11 protein-coding genes are annotated in these 13,446 nt (G+C 69.5%); 9 read left to right on the top strand and 2 right to left on the bottom strand.

Annotated features, from left to right (window positions below; all coding sequences use genetic code 11):
- Window positions 1-161: 161 nt before the first annotated feature.
- The 8 genes from ACFC06_RS24865 to ACFC06_RS24830 all read left to right on the top strand — a co-directional run bounded on the left by ACFC06_RS24865 (window position 162) and on the right by ACFC06_RS24830 (window position 11,236).
- On the top strand, window positions 162-1,211 hold the full coding sequence (locus ACFC06_RS24865; RefSeq protein ID WP_375936344.1) for a sulfate ABC transporter substrate-binding protein: 1,050 nt from the start codon (window positions 162-164) through the stop codon (window positions 1,209-1,211).
- A gap of 146 nt (window positions 1,212-1,357) precedes the next feature.
- Window positions 1,358-2,158, top strand: a complete 801-nt coding sequence (gene cysT / locus ACFC06_RS24860; protein ID WP_375937311.1) for a sulfate ABC transporter permease subunit CysT — start codon at window positions 1,358-1,360, stop codon at window positions 2,156-2,158.
- Window positions 2,155-2,961, top strand: a complete 807-nt coding sequence (gene cysW / locus ACFC06_RS24855; protein ID WP_375936341.1) for a sulfate ABC transporter permease subunit CysW — start codon at window positions 2,155-2,157, stop codon at window positions 2,959-2,961. The genes cysT and cysW overlap by 4 nt, the downstream gene beginning before the upstream one ends.
- Complete coding sequence (locus ACFC06_RS24850) at window positions 2,958-3,953, top strand: sulfate/molybdate ABC transporter ATP-binding protein (protein WP_375936338.1); 996 nt, start codon at window positions 2,958-2,960, stop codon at window positions 3,951-3,953. The genes cysW and ACFC06_RS24850 overlap by 4 nt, the downstream gene beginning before the upstream one ends.
- A gap of 341 nt (window positions 3,954-4,294) precedes the next feature.
- Entirely contained in the window at window positions 4,295-5,311 is a 1,017-nt protein-coding gene (locus ACFC06_RS24845; protein ID WP_375936335.1) for a diiron oxygenase, read from the top strand.
- Window positions 5,312-5,324: 13 nt separating this feature from the next.
- Window positions 5,325-6,911 carry an FAD-dependent oxidoreductase gene (locus ACFC06_RS24840; protein ID WP_375936332.1) on the top strand — a complete coding sequence of 529 codons (1,587 nt, stop codon included), beginning with the start codon at window positions 5,325-5,327 and terminating at the stop codon, window positions 6,909-6,911.
- 678 nt (window positions 6,912-7,589) lie between these two features.
- Window positions 7,590-9,977 carry an Hsp70 family protein gene (locus ACFC06_RS24835; RefSeq protein ID WP_375936329.1) on the top strand — a complete coding sequence of 796 codons (2,388 nt, stop codon included), beginning with the start codon at window positions 7,590-7,592 and terminating at the stop codon, window positions 9,975-9,977.
- Window positions 9,978-10,438: 461 nt separating this feature from the next.
- Window positions 10,439-11,236: an HAD family hydrolase gene (locus ACFC06_RS24830; RefSeq protein ID WP_375936326.1), complete on the top strand. Its 798-nt coding sequence runs from the start codon at window positions 10,439-10,441 to the stop codon at window positions 11,234-11,236.
- Here the strand turns inward: ACFC06_RS24830 and ACFC06_RS24825 are convergent.
- A complete protein-coding gene (locus ACFC06_RS24825) occupies window positions 11,233-11,655 on the bottom strand; it encodes a VOC family protein (protein ID WP_375936323.1) in 423 nt (140 codons plus the stop codon). The genes ACFC06_RS24830 and ACFC06_RS24825 overlap by 4 nt on opposite strands.
- 90 nt (window positions 11,656-11,745) lie before the next feature.
- On the opposite strand from ACFC06_RS24825, the gene ACFC06_RS24820 reads away from it, so the two are divergent.
- Window positions 11,746-12,684, top strand: a complete 939-nt coding sequence (locus tag ACFC06_RS24820) for a helix-turn-helix transcriptional regulator (protein ID WP_375936320.1) — start codon at window positions 11,746-11,748, stop codon at window positions 12,682-12,684.
- A gap of 69 nt (window positions 12,685-12,753) precedes the next feature.
- Here ACFC06_RS24820 and ACFC06_RS24815 read toward each other — a convergent pair whose 3' ends face one another.
- Complete coding sequence (locus ACFC06_RS24815) at window positions 12,754-13,446, bottom strand: SGNH/GDSL hydrolase family protein (protein ID WP_375936317.1); 693 nt, start codon at window positions 13,444-13,446, stop codon at window positions 12,754-12,756.

The following is a 13,446-nucleotide window of genomic DNA, read 5'->3' as shown; positions in this document are numbered from 1 at the left end:
TTTCCTTTCGCAGTCGTAGTCCGAACTCCGGGGGCCAGCAGGCCCGAGTCGCGCCAACTGCCGCGTATCCACCGCGCGGCAGGTCTACCGATCGACATGTGCAAGTCCTCCCCGCAACGAACGACGTTGCCGGGCAGGTCCTTTCCGAAAGGTTCACCCCGATGTCTCGCAACACCTGGATCGGTTCGCGCCGTCGCGCGGCCGCTGTCGCTCTCACTGCTGTCGCCGCGGTCGCCCTGACCGCCTGCGGCGGCGGCGCCAGCGATTCGGTCGACGGCGAGTCGACCGCCGACGGCAGCGGAGGAACCATCAACCTCTACGCCTACGCCGTGCCCAAGCCGGGCTTCGACAAGGTCGTGCCCGAGTTCAACAAGACCGAGGCGGGCAAGGGCGTGCAGGTGCAGGCCTCCTACGGTGCCTCCGGCGACCAGTCGCGCAAGGTCAAGGACGGCGCCGAGGCCGACGTCGTGAACTTCTCGGTCGAGCCCGACATCACCCGCCTGGTCGACGCGGGCCTGGTCGAGTCGACCTGGAACGCCGACGCGAGCAAGGGCATCCCGTTCGGCTCGGTCGTCACCCTGGTGGTGCGCAAGGGCAACCCCAAGGGCATCAAGGACTGGGACGACCTGATCAAGCCCGGTGTCGAGGTCGTCACCCCGAACCCGTTCAGCTCGGGCTCGGCCAAGTGGAACCTGCTCGCGCCGTACGCGGCCAAGAGCGAGGGCGGCAAGAACCCGCAGGCCGGTCTGGACTACCTGTCGCAGCTGATCTCGCCCGAGCACGTCAAGGTGCAGCCGAAGTCGGGCCGCGAGGCCACCGAGACCTTCCTGCAGGGCACCGGTGACGTGCTGCTGAGCTACGAGAACGAGGCCATCTTCTCCGAGCGCAACGGCGACCCGATCGAGCACATCAACCCGCCGATCACCTTCAAGATCGAGAACCCGGTCGCGGTGCTCAAGAACGCCAAGAACCCGGCCAAGGCCACCGCGTTCCGCGACTTCCTGTTCACCCCCGAGGGCCAGAAGGCCTGGGCCCAGGCCGGCTTCCGCCCGGTCGACCCGAAGGTCGCCGCCGAGTTCGCCGCCGACTTCCCCCAGCCGACCAAGCTGTGGACCATCGACGACCTGGGTGGCTGGAAGTCCGTGGACAAGGAACTGTTCACCCAGGGCACCGGCAAGGTCGCGGTGATCTACGACCAGGCCACCAAGTAGGTCGTGACCCAGCGCACACGCGATACTGGACAACTGTGACTGACAGCAGTGGGCACGCCGGGACCGGGGACACCCCCGATCCCGGCGGTGCCGTCGAACCCGAAAAACCGACGCCCCCCACCCCGGCGGGCCGTCGCTGGGCGTGGCTGCGGGTCAGCGGCTCGGTGGGCCCGATCGGCATCGGCGTCGCCGTGCTGTGGCTCAGCGTCATCGTGCTGCTGCCGCTGGCGGCGCTGACCGTCAGCTCCTTCGAGGACGGCTGGTCCGGCTTCTGGGACGCGGTCACCGCGCCCGCGGCGCTGGACTCGCTGCGCATCACCATCACCGTCTCGGTGGTGGTCGCGATCGTCAACGTGCTGATGGGCACGCTCATCGCATGGGTGCTGGTGCGTGACGAATTCCCCGGCAAGGGCATCGTCAACGCGCTGATCGACCTGCCCTTCGCGCTGCCGACCATCGTCGCCTCGATCGTGCTGCTCTCGCTCTACGGCCCGAACAGCCCGATCGACATCCACCTCAACGCCTCCCAGCCCGGCCTGATCGTCGCGCTGGCCTTCGTCACGCTGCCGTTCGTGGTGCGCTCGGTGCAGCCGGTGCTCATCGAGGTCGACCGGGAAGTGGAGCAGGCGGCGCTGTCGCTGGGCGCGAGCAACTGGGTCACCTTCCGCCGCATCGTGCTGCCCACGCTGACCCCGGCGATCATCTCCGGCGGCGGCCTGGCCTTCGCCCGCGCGATCGGCGAGTACGGCTCGGTGGTGCTCATCGGTGGCAACATCCCGCGCGAGACCCAGATGACCTCGCAGTACATCCAGCAGCAGATCGAGGTCGACCGGCCGATCAACGCCGCGGCGGTCTCGGTGGCGCTGCTGGTGATCTCCTTCGCCAGCCTGCTCGTGCTGCGGCTGCTGGCCGAGCGCACCGCGCGCAAGGAAGAGGCCGCCCGATGAAGCTGTCACTGCTCACCCGGCTCTCGTTGCGCACGGTCGCGCTGGGGTATCTGCTGGTCCTGCTGGTGCTGCCGCTGGTGATCATTCTGGTGCGCACCTTCGAGCGCGGCATCGGCGCGTTCATCGACTCGATCACCACGCCCGCGGCGATCTCGGCGTTCCAGCTGTCGATGATCATCGTGGCCATCGTGGTGCCGTTGAACGTGGTGTTCGGCGTGGTCACCGCGCTGGCGCTGGTGCGGAGCAAGTTCCCCGGGCGCAGCCTGGTGCAGGGCATCGTCGACCTGCCGTTCGCGGTGTCGCCGGTGGTCGTGGGTGTCTCGCTGATCCTGCTGTGGGGCGCCGGTGGCTGGTTCGGTGGGCTGGAGAACCTCGGGTTCAAGGTGATCTTCAGCCTGCCCGGCATGGTCATCGCGACCATCTTCGTCACGCTGCCGTTCGTGGTGCGTGAGGTGGAACCGGTGCTGCACGAGATCGGCGACGACCAGGAACAGGCCGCGGCCACCCTGGGCGCCTCCGGCTGGCAGACCTTCTGGCGCATCACTCTGCCCGCGATCCGCTGGGGCCTGACCTACGGCGTGGTGCTCACCGTGGCCCGCGCGCTCGGCGAGTTCGGCGCGGTGATCATGGTCTCGACCGCCATGCCGGGCAAGTCGCAGACGCTGACGCTGCTGGTGCACGGGCGCTACATCGACGACCACAACACCTTCGGCGCCTACAGCGCGGCCACCCTGCTCATGGGCATGGCCCTGGTCGTACTCCTCCTGATGACTCTCCTCGAACGCAAGCGGGGCACCGAATGATCACCGTGACCAACGCGCGCAAGAACTACGGTTCCTTCGCCGCTCTCGACGATGTCAGCATCGACATCACCTCCGGCGAACTCACCGCCCTACTCGGCCCGTCCGGTTCCGGCAAGTCCACGCTGCTGCGCTCGATCGCGGGCCTGGAGTCGCTGGACTCGGGCATCGTGCGGATCGCGGGCAACGACGTCACCCACGTGGCGCCGCAGAAGCGCGACATCGGCTTCGTGTTCCAGCACTACGCGGCGTTCAAGCACATGACCGTGCGCGACAACGTCGCCTTCGGCCTGACCATCCGCAAGCGGCCGAAGAAGGAGATCGACAAGCGCGTCGACGAACTGCTCGGCATCGTCGGGCTCGACGGCTTCCAGCACCGCTACCCGGCGCAGCTGTCCGGCGGTCAGCGTCAGCGCATGGCGCTGGCCCGCGCGCTGGCGGTGGACCCGCAGGTGCTGCTGCTCGACGAGCCGTTCGGCGCGCTCGACGCCAAGGTGCGCACCGATCTGCGGACCTGGCTGCGCAGGCTGCACGAGGAGGTCCACGTGACCACCGTGCTGGTCACCCACGACCAGGAGGAGGCCCTCGACGTCGCCGACCGGATCGCGGTGATGAACAAGGGCCGCATCGAGCAGGTGGGCACCCCGGAGGACGTCTACGACCGGCCTGCCAACGAGTTCGTGATGTCGTTCCTCGGCGCGGTGGCCCGGCTCAACGGCCACCTGGTGCGTCCGCACGACATCCGCATCGGGCGTGACCCGAGCATGGCGATGGCCGAGCACGAGGGCACCGCGGAATCGGCCGGGGTCACCCGGGCCACCGTGGAGCGCATCGTGCGCCTGGGCTTCGAGGTGCGCCTGGAGCTGCGCAACGCGGCCACCGGTGACCAGTTCGCCGCCCAGGTGACCCGCGGCGATGCTGCGGCGTTGCGGCTGACCGAGGGCGAGACGGTCTACGCCCGCGCCACCCGGATCCCGGATCTGCCGCAGAGCTGATCCACCCGACCGCCGCCCAGAGGCCCCGCCGACATCGCGTCGCGGGGCCTCTGTCGTGTCCGCGACCCGGTCGGCGCGGAATCGGCGCAGGTTAACCGGTACCGGCGGTCCATTTCCCGGTGCGACGCGCTCGGCCGGAAGCAATTTTCGCCGTCTCGCCCCGCATTGCGCACGACTGTGCATGACGCAGTGTCACAGGTAGAAGCATTTTTACTGGTGAGTAGCTTTTTCGGGGGCGGTTTCGACGCGCCGAAGGCGCCGATTCGAGACGTCGGCAGAGTTGACGTGACTCCTCGTAGGTGTAACTATTGGAAACAGTAAACGTCCCTTGAGGAGAGGCAGTGACGACGATGTCTGCGCCCACCACCCCTGACGTCGATCCCGTAGTCGCGGAGGCTCAGGCGTACGCCGAGAAGTTGCTGATGCTGTCCGAGGCATCGGTCGACCGCCACTTCGACCCGTTCGAGGACATCGACTGGGACAACCCCGAGTTCGACCCGGACTACAAGCCCGAGCGCTGGATCCTGGTCACCTCGGCCGATCCCATCGGCCGCCACCCGTGGTACCAGTCGCTGCCGCAGGACGTGAAGATCGAGATCGGCAAGGTCCGCCAGGCCAATGTGGCCAAGGTCGGCCTGCAGTTCGAGGCGATCCTGATCGTCGGCATGATGCAGCACATCTTCAACCTGAAGAACAACGATCCCGAGTTCCGGTACTGCTCGCACGAGATGATCGAAGAGCACAACCACACCCTGATGTTCCAGGAGATGGTCAACCGGGTCGCCGATGTTCCGGGTATGAACACCCTCGTGCGTCAGCTGCGCCACCTGGCCTCCCCGGCCGGTGCCCTGATGCCGAACCTGTTCTTCATGGCCGTGCTCGCCGGCGAGGAGCCGATCGACCACATCCAGAAGGACATCCTGCGCTCGGGCGACGACATCCACCCGATCATGCGCGGCGTGATGGCGATCCACGTGGCCGAGGAAGCTCGCCACATCTCCTTCGCCCACGAGTTCCTGAAGAAGAACGTGCCCGCCCAGCGGCCGTTCAACAAGTTCGTGCTCTCGATCGCCATGCCGACGATCATGTTCATCCTCGGCCGCGCCATCGCGACCCCGCCGAAGTCGTTCTTCAAGCAGTTCGACATGCCCGCCGAAGTCCGCAAGGAGCTGTTCTACGGCTCCAAGGAGGCCAAGCAGGTCTTCGCCGACTACTTCATCGACGTGCGTGCGCTCGCTGACGAGATCGGCCTGATGAACCCGGTCGCCAAGCGGGTCTGGAAGCTGCTCGGTATCGACGGCCCGTCCAGCCGCTACCGCTCGGAGCCCAAGCGCTCCGTGAAGCACGCAGTGGCCTGAGGCTCGGTCACCCATGCCTTATGTCGTCACGCAGTCGTGCTGTAGCGACGCCTCGTGCGTCTACGCCTGCCCGGTCAACTGCATCCACCCGACGCCGGACGAGCCCGACTTCCTGACCGCGGAGATGCTCTACGTCGATCCGTCGGCGTGTGTGGACTGTGGCGCCTGCGCCACGGCCTGCCCCGTCGACGCGATCACCTCGTCGAAGAAGCTGACCCACGAGCAGAAGCCGTTCATCGAGATCAACGCGGATTTCTACCGCGTGCAGCGGGACCGGCCGACGCTGGCCCGCCCGGTGATGCCGCCCGCCATCGACACCCGGCGCGCGGCGCTGCGGGTCGCGGTGGTCGGCTCCGGCCCGTCGGCGATGTACGCCGCCGACGAGCTGCTCACCCAGGCCGGCGTCTCGGTCACCATGTTCGACCGGTTGCCGCAGGCCTACGGCCTGGCCCGGCTCGGGGTCGCGCCGGATCACAAGCGCACCCGCAAGGTCGCCGACCTGTTCGACATCATGTCCGGGCAGGACGATTTCTCGACCTATCTCGACGTGGAGATCGGTAAGCACATCACCCACGCCGAGCTGCTCGAGCACTTCCACGGCGTGATCTACGCGGTGGGCGCGTCCGCGGACCGCAAGCTGGGCATCCCGGGTGAGGGCCTGCCGGGCAATGTGTCGGCCACCGACTTCGTGGCCTGGTACAACGGCCATCCCGACCACGCCGAGGACCAGTTCGATCTGGACCAGAAGCGGGTGGTGATCGTCGGCAACGGCAACGTCGCCCTCGACGTGGCCCGCATCCTCACCGTCGATCCGGCCACCCTGGCCAACACCGACATCGCGCCCTACGCGCTGAAGGCGTTGCGCGAGAGCAAGGTCGAGGAGGTCGTGATCCTGGGCCGTCGTGGCCCGGCCGAGTCGGCGTTCACGGTGCCCGAGTTCGTCGGCCTGCTGGCCGCCGACATCGACATCGCGATCGACGGCGAGCTGCCCGAGGTCACCGCGGATCTGCCGTACAAGGTCGAGCAGAAGCTGCGCCTGCTGCACAGCGTCGCGCAGCGGCCGTTCGGGGAGCGTCGGCGCATCGTGTTCCGTTACCTGTCCTCGCCGGTGGAGATCGTCGGCACCGACGCGGTGACCGGTGTGCGGGTCGAGCGCAACGAGCTGGTCGCCGACGAGTCCGGCCGCACCAGCGCGGTGCCGACCGGCGAGATCGATCTGCTCGAGGCGGGTGTCGTGCTCACCTCGGTCGGTTACCGCGGGGTGCCGACCAAGGATCTGCCCTTCGACGACGCGCGCGGTGTCATCCCGAACGCGCAGGGTCGCGTCCTGTCCGCCCCCGGCGGCGAGGTGGTGCCCGGCACGTACGTGACCGGCTGGATCAAGCGTGGTCCGACCGGTTTCATCGGCACCAACAAGTCCTGCGCGCAGGAGACCGTGCAGCAGCTGGCCGCGGACTTCAACGCGGGCACACTGCGCGAGCCGGTCCGCGACGCGCAGGAGTTCGACCGACTGGTACGCGCCCGCCGACCCCAGGCGCGCGCCGGTGGAGCCGCGGTCCCGCGCACGAGTTCGCTCAAGCGCCTGCTCGCCCGCGGCTGACGTTCACGACCGAGGCCCGCCACGTCCACTGGGACGACGTGGCGGGCCTTCGTCGTACACGAGGTCACCGCGCGGTGAACCCACCGTCCACCGCGACCGCCGCGCCACCGACCTGGTCAGCCGACCACGCCGTGCTCGGCAGCCACATACGGCGCCACCGAGGCCATCCCGACGACGCCGTGGTTCGCGGCCGCTCGGACCTCCGTGCTTCGAGTCAACGGGTGTCGGGGGTGGTGTGCTGGCGGGTATCCGTCGTGGCATTGACGTGTCATGGGAAAGCGGCGTGTACTACTCGCCACGGCTTCGCAATTCGGCGGCGATGAAATCCTGTAGCCATCAAATGAATTGATTACCGGTCGGTAAGTGCATACGAATTCGGTTGAAACAAACCCTGGGATTGTATTTCGGCGACGCGTCAGGTGATTACTCGCGAGTAGCTGAATCTCGGAGTCTGTCAGGCGATTCCATCGCGTCGAGGGGGCTGGACGGTCGTCCGCATGCCTGATCACCTGCATTGATCCGCTAACTAGGGTCTAAAGTCCCGTCTTTCGTATCAATCGCGCAGCAATTCGGTCATGGCGCAGCTAATCTGTGCGAGCTGTTTGGAAGACGACCGCGGCCACATGGTGCGCTCGCGTGCTGGACGTGGTCACGGTGCGTTGACGGGATAGCAAATACATGACCAGAGGTCTGGGCTTGAGTATCGGTGCGGTCAATGCGATCTCGGCGGTGGTCGCCGAGGATGCGGCCAAACCCGCGGTGCGAACACGGCGCACCGCACTCACTTTCGACGACGCGGGCAGGCCCCGCATCGGCGCGATCAACGACTTCGCCTCGGCGATCACCGATTTCGCCGACCTGAGCCGTGATCCGGAGCCGATGGTGATCGGCGGACGCTTCTACTCGGCGACCAACCTGATCGCCGCGGTGGTCACCGGGCTCATCGAGCTGGCCGATCCGGCGGCGGGCATCGTGCTCACCTATCCGGCGGTGTACACCGACAAACAGGTGTCGCTGCTCGGCCAGGCGCTGCACCTGGCGGGGGCGGGCCAGGTGCTGCTCGTGCCCGAGCCGGTGGCCGCGGCCGAATGGCTCGAGGTCGAGAACGGGCCGCTGGAACCGGGATTCGTGCTCGTCTACGATCTCGGCGCCACCAGCCTGGACCTCACGGTGCTGCGCGTCGGGCCGGACTGGCCGCATCATCCGATGGTGGGTGCGCCGGTGCGCTCCACCGACTTCGGCGGAAAGCCGCTGGGGGAGATGATCGCTCGCTACGCGGGGGAACCGCGCGGTGGCAGGCACGCCCAGACGCTCACCTCGATGGTGAACATCGACGCGTTGCGCGGTGAGCACATTCGCGACACCTTCCCACTGGTCAGCAAGACCGTCGCGGGCGCGGGACTGCGCCTGGCCGATCTGTCGCGGATCTTGGTTGTCGGTGGTGCCACCCGGGCTCCCGAAGTCGCGGGCACCCTGGCCGAACTCGGGGTACCGCTGGTCACCGTGGCAGACCCCGCTCAGGTGATCGCCTCCGGAGCCGCCGCCCTGGCCGCCCGGACCTTCGCGCCCGAACAGCCGAACACCGGCGCCGGACCGCACGTGGCCGTGTTCTCCAGCGCCGCCGTGGTTTCCGCGCTGGCCATGTCGGCGATGACGGTGTTCGGCAGCCCCTTCGACCCGGGCCTGACTCCGGTACTCGACCGTTTCCCCGCACTCGGTGCCCCCGCCGAGGCGCTGCTCTACGACATGAGCGCCGACCTCGTCGCCGCCCGCACCTCCGGCTTGCTCGGCGCGATCGACCCGGCCACCGGCCGCGTCGGCGTCGCCGGGGCGACAGTGGCCGCCCGCACCGCCTATGAGATGTTCCTCGGCGCGGGCGAAACGCCCGGCAAGACGGTCGCCGGCGGCGAGCGCGGCAACTCCGGCCACCAGGACGCGAGCAACGAATGCCGCTCACCCCTGCTGGCCCGCACCACCTACGGCGACCCCGCGCGCTTCATCAACCCGCTGCCCTTCGCGGATCGCACGACTCCCAAGCCCTCCACCAAGCCCGGCACTCCATCGGAACCCGGCCCGATCTCCGGCCCCGGCCCGATCACCGGACCGGGCACCCCGTCGATCCCCGGCACGCCGACCGGCCCCGGCTCCTCGACTCCCGGTTCCCCCTCGACCGGCACCCCCTCCGACGGCCCGTCGACCCCCGGCAGCGGCCTGCCCGGCGACATCGGCACCTCGCACCCCGGAACCTCCCCGGGTACAGGGCCTTCCGATCCCGGCCAGACTTCTCCCGGTGGAACCGGGGATGGTTCCACCGGGGGAGGCTCGACCGGTGGTGGTACTTCGACGGGTGGCGCGGGCTCGTCCCCGGGCGGTGCGTCCGGTGGCGTGGGTGACGGCGGTGCGTCCGGAGGCTCGACTCCCGGTGGTGGCGCGTCCGATGGTGGATCAGCCGGCGGCGGAGGCGTATCCGGCGGCGACGGCTCCGGCGGTGCGTCGGGCGGTGCCGGCGGTGCTTCGGGTGGTGGTGGCTCCGGTGGCGGGACATCTGGCGGGAGCGGTGGAGGTGGCGCGGCCGGCGGTGGTGGAGGCGGTGATTCCGCTGGCGGTGGCGGTGCCTCGGGTGGTGGCGGCGGTGCCTCCGCGGGCGGTGGCGGTGCCTCGGGCGGCGGCGGAGGGGGCGATTCCTCCGGTGGTGGCGGTGCTTCCGGTGGCGGCGGTGCCTCGGGTGGCGGTGCGTCCGGTGGCGGCGGCTCAGGTGGCAACGGCGCTTCCGGCGGTGGTGCTTCCGGTGGCGGTGGCGCTTCGGGTGGTGGCAACACGTCGGGCGGTGGCGGCGCGTCCGGTGGTGGCGCTTCGGGCGGTGGCGCGTCCAGCGGCGGCTCGGACAGCTCCTCCTCCGGCGGTTCCTCGAAGGGCGGCCCGTCCGCCGGCGGCGGAGCATCATCCAGCGGTTCAAAGGGCGGCGCGTCCTCCGGTGGCTCGATGGGCGGCGGCGCAGGCGGTGGTGGCGGCGCGGGCGGCGGCGGAGGCGGTGGCGGTGGCGGTGGCGGCGGTTCTCGCCGCTGACCCGCTGCGGCCCCACTACGCGATTCGGCCCCGAACTTGGCCTGCCCGCAATCCAGTTGGACGTGCAGCTGAAGTGCCGGGCACAACCGGGTTGGACTTGCGGTCGAAGTGCGGGGCGCGACCGGGTTGGACTTGCGGTCGAAGTGCGGGGCGCGACCGGGTTGGGCCTGCGGTCGAAGTGCGGGGCGCGACCGGGTTGGGCCTGCGGTCGAAGTGCGGGGCGCGACCGGGTTGGGCCTGCGGCCGACGCGCAGGGCATGCCACGGCTGCTGTCCCCGCGCGGGCTCACCGTCGACTCGGGGATGGGCGGCCACCGAGATCGGTCGACGTGATGCCGATGGGACGTCACTGCGTACCACACCCTGCGGTGCGGTCGAAACCGGTTGGGGTGGGGTGGGAGTGGGCTGGTCGAAGGGCTGAAAGGGAAGGTGTGTGTCGGTGGGGGCGGGCACAATGGGGTGGTGGCTGAACGTGGGGGAGCGCCGAAGCTGATCGCGCTCGATGTGGATGGGACTCTGCTGGATTCGGGGTTCGCGGTGCGCGAGCGCGTGATCGCGGCGGTGCGGGCGGCGGTGGCGGCGGGGGCACACGTGGTGGTGACCACCGGACGGACGGTGCTCACCACCCGTCCGGTCCTGCGTGAACTCGGGCTCACCGAGGGACATGCGTTGTGCTCCAACGGGGCCGTGCACGTCGATGTCGCCAGGGGTCATCCGGTGGCGGTGCAATCGTTCGATCCCGCGCCCGCGGTTCTCGCGCTGCTCGCGTTGTTCCCGGAGATGGTCTTCGCGGCCGAGCGGGTCGGGGTGGGCACCTGGGCGACGGGGCAGGGTCCGGGGGAGTTCTCGATCGGTGAGTTCCAGCTCGTCGACCACCGGATGTTGAGCAGCGAACCGACACCCCGGCTCAACGGCTGGTGGCCCGCCGGTTCGGTGGAGGACATGCTGGGCAGGCTCGCGAGCCTGGAGGTGCCCGACGCGTCCTGGGTGCACGGCGAATACGGTCCGTGGCTCACCGTGTCGCGGCGCGGGGTGTCCAAAGGCTGGGCGCTGGAACGGCTCCGGCGCACCCTCGGCGTGGCCGCGGACGCGACGCTCGCGATCGGGGACGGCTTCAACGATCGCGAGATGCTGCGCTGGGCAGCGCATTCGGTGGCGATGGCCGGCTCACCCGATGCCGTGCTCGCCCTGGCCGACGAGGTGACCGGCGGTGTCGCCGAGGACGGTGTCGCCACCGTCCTCGAACGCTGGTTCGGCTAACCGCGCTCGCCGGTCGCGGCGGCCGCCGTCATCGCCACGAAGTGCGGGTTGGTCATGATCCCGAGGACATTGCCGAACGGGTCGACCACCGCCGCGGTCGCGAATCCCGCGCCGTCACCGCGCTGGGTGATCGGCTCGTATTCGGTCGCGCCGAGCGCGAGCAGCCGGGCGAAGGTGGCCGCCAGATCGTCGACGTGCCAGAACACCACGCCGCCGCCACCGGGTGCGTTGTGCGCGCCCGCCGGAGCGTAGGCGCGGTTGATGATGCCCAGCTCGGCCTGGGTCGGGCCCACCCGGAACTCGTAGTAGCCGCCCGGCACCTCGTAGTACGGGGCGAGGCCGAGGAGCTCGGTGTACCAGTCCTTGGCGGCGGCGAGATCGTCGGCGTAGTAGGTGGTGGTGGCCATTCCGCACAGCATCGGGGCTCCTCGGTAGTCGGTGTGATGCGAACCAGATTGCCAGGCAAAGTGCTCACCGAATGATCACTTTTCCGGGCAGAATCTCCGGGTATGCGAGCGGACAGATTGGTGGCCACCCTGCTGTTGATGCAGGCGCGCGGGCGGGTGACGGCAGCCGAGATCGCCACCGAACTGGAGGTGTCGGTCGCCACCGCCCGCCGCGATCTCGAGGCCCTCTCGGCGGCGGGCATCCCGGTGTATCCGCAGGCGGGCCGCGGTGGTGGCTGGTCGCTGATCGGTGGTGCCCGCACCGACCTGTCCGGGCTGTCCGCGGGCGAGACCCGGGCCCTGTTCCTGCTGGCGGGCCCGGCCGCCGAGGCCGCCCCGGAACTGAAATCGGCGCTGCGCAAACTCGTTCGTGCCCTCCCGCAGACCTTCCGTGCCGACGCCGCGGCCGCCGCCGACGCGGTCGTCGTGGACCCCGCCCGCTGGGGTCGCCCGAACGCCGCCCGGCCACCCACGCTGGCCGATCTCCAGCGCGCGGTGGTGGCCCGGCGCCGGGTCCGCATCGACTACGAACGCGCCGGTACCCGCACCACCCGCACCGTCGATCCGTGGGGCCTGGTGGACAAGGACACGCGCTGGTACCTGATCGCCGGTACCGATCGCGGCAGCCGGACCTTCCGTCTCGACCGTATCGGCACCGCCGAAATCCTGGACGAAACCTTCGACCGCCCGGCCGATTTCGACCTCCGCACGGCCTGGTCGGGCATCGTCACCCGCATGGAGCAGCGGCGGTCAGCCGCCACCGCCACCGTGCTCGTCTCCGCCGCGCTGGCCCCGATCCTGGCCGACCAGCAGGGCCGCCACTGCACCCTGCTCGGCCCTGCCGCCGACGGCCGGGTCCGCGCCCACATCACCGCCGACACCCCGAAGATGGTCGCCCGTCAGCTCGCGGGCTGGGGCGCCGATGTCGAGGTGATCGATCCACCGGAGATCAGGGCCGAGCTCGTCGCCCTCGGCCGGGAGCTGATCGAGGGAAACGGCTGAGCCCTCGTGGCCGGGGCAATTGCCGCGAGACGCCGTGCACCCCGGCCACATCCGCTGTGAGAACCGTGCTCAGCCGCGTTCGAGCCGGGCGGCCAGCGCGCGGACGACCTCGCTCGCCACCACCGCGTGACCACTGGTCGTGAAGTGGATGAGATCGGCGCTCATCAGCTCGGGCCGCAGCCGCACCGGATGGTCCCAGAACTCGGTGAGCACGGCATCGAACTGCGCTGCCACCGCGCGGATGACGGCGTTCATCTCGGCCATGCGCGGGCGCATCGCACGCATCGGCGCCATGCGTTCGGTGGTCCACACATCGGCCACCGTGAAGGTCGACAGCTGGGCACCGGTATCGGCCAGGGCCGCGAAGATCGCGGAGAGGTTGTCCCGCAACCGGTTCGGATCGCCGCCGGCCTCGAACAGATCGTTGCCACCGCAGCTGATGTGCACGAGATCCGGCGTGAACTCCAGGATCTCGGGTAGTTGATGCCGCCGCACCTGCGCGCTGGTGGCACCGACGCGTCCGGTATTGCGGTAGACGAGTGCGGGATTCACCGCCGACAAGGTGGCGGCGACCCGGTCGGCCCAGCCGCCGGGCGCATACCCGGGGCTGGAGTCGCCGGTGCCCGCGGCGATGGAGTCGCCCAGCACGGCGAACCGCTGCCAGGGCGCGTCACGGAGTGCGGCGACCGCGCGGTCCGGGGCGAGCAGCAGTGGGTCGTCGGCTTCAGTGAAGGGGCCCGACAGTGGTGTGGTGGAAGACAT

Source organism: Nocardia sp. NPDC056064 (genome assembly GCF_042266925.1).
GTDB lineage: Bacteria > Actinomycetota > Actinomycetes > Mycobacteriales > Mycobacteriaceae > Nocardia.
This window is presented reverse-complemented; position numbering and strand designations above follow the sequence as displayed.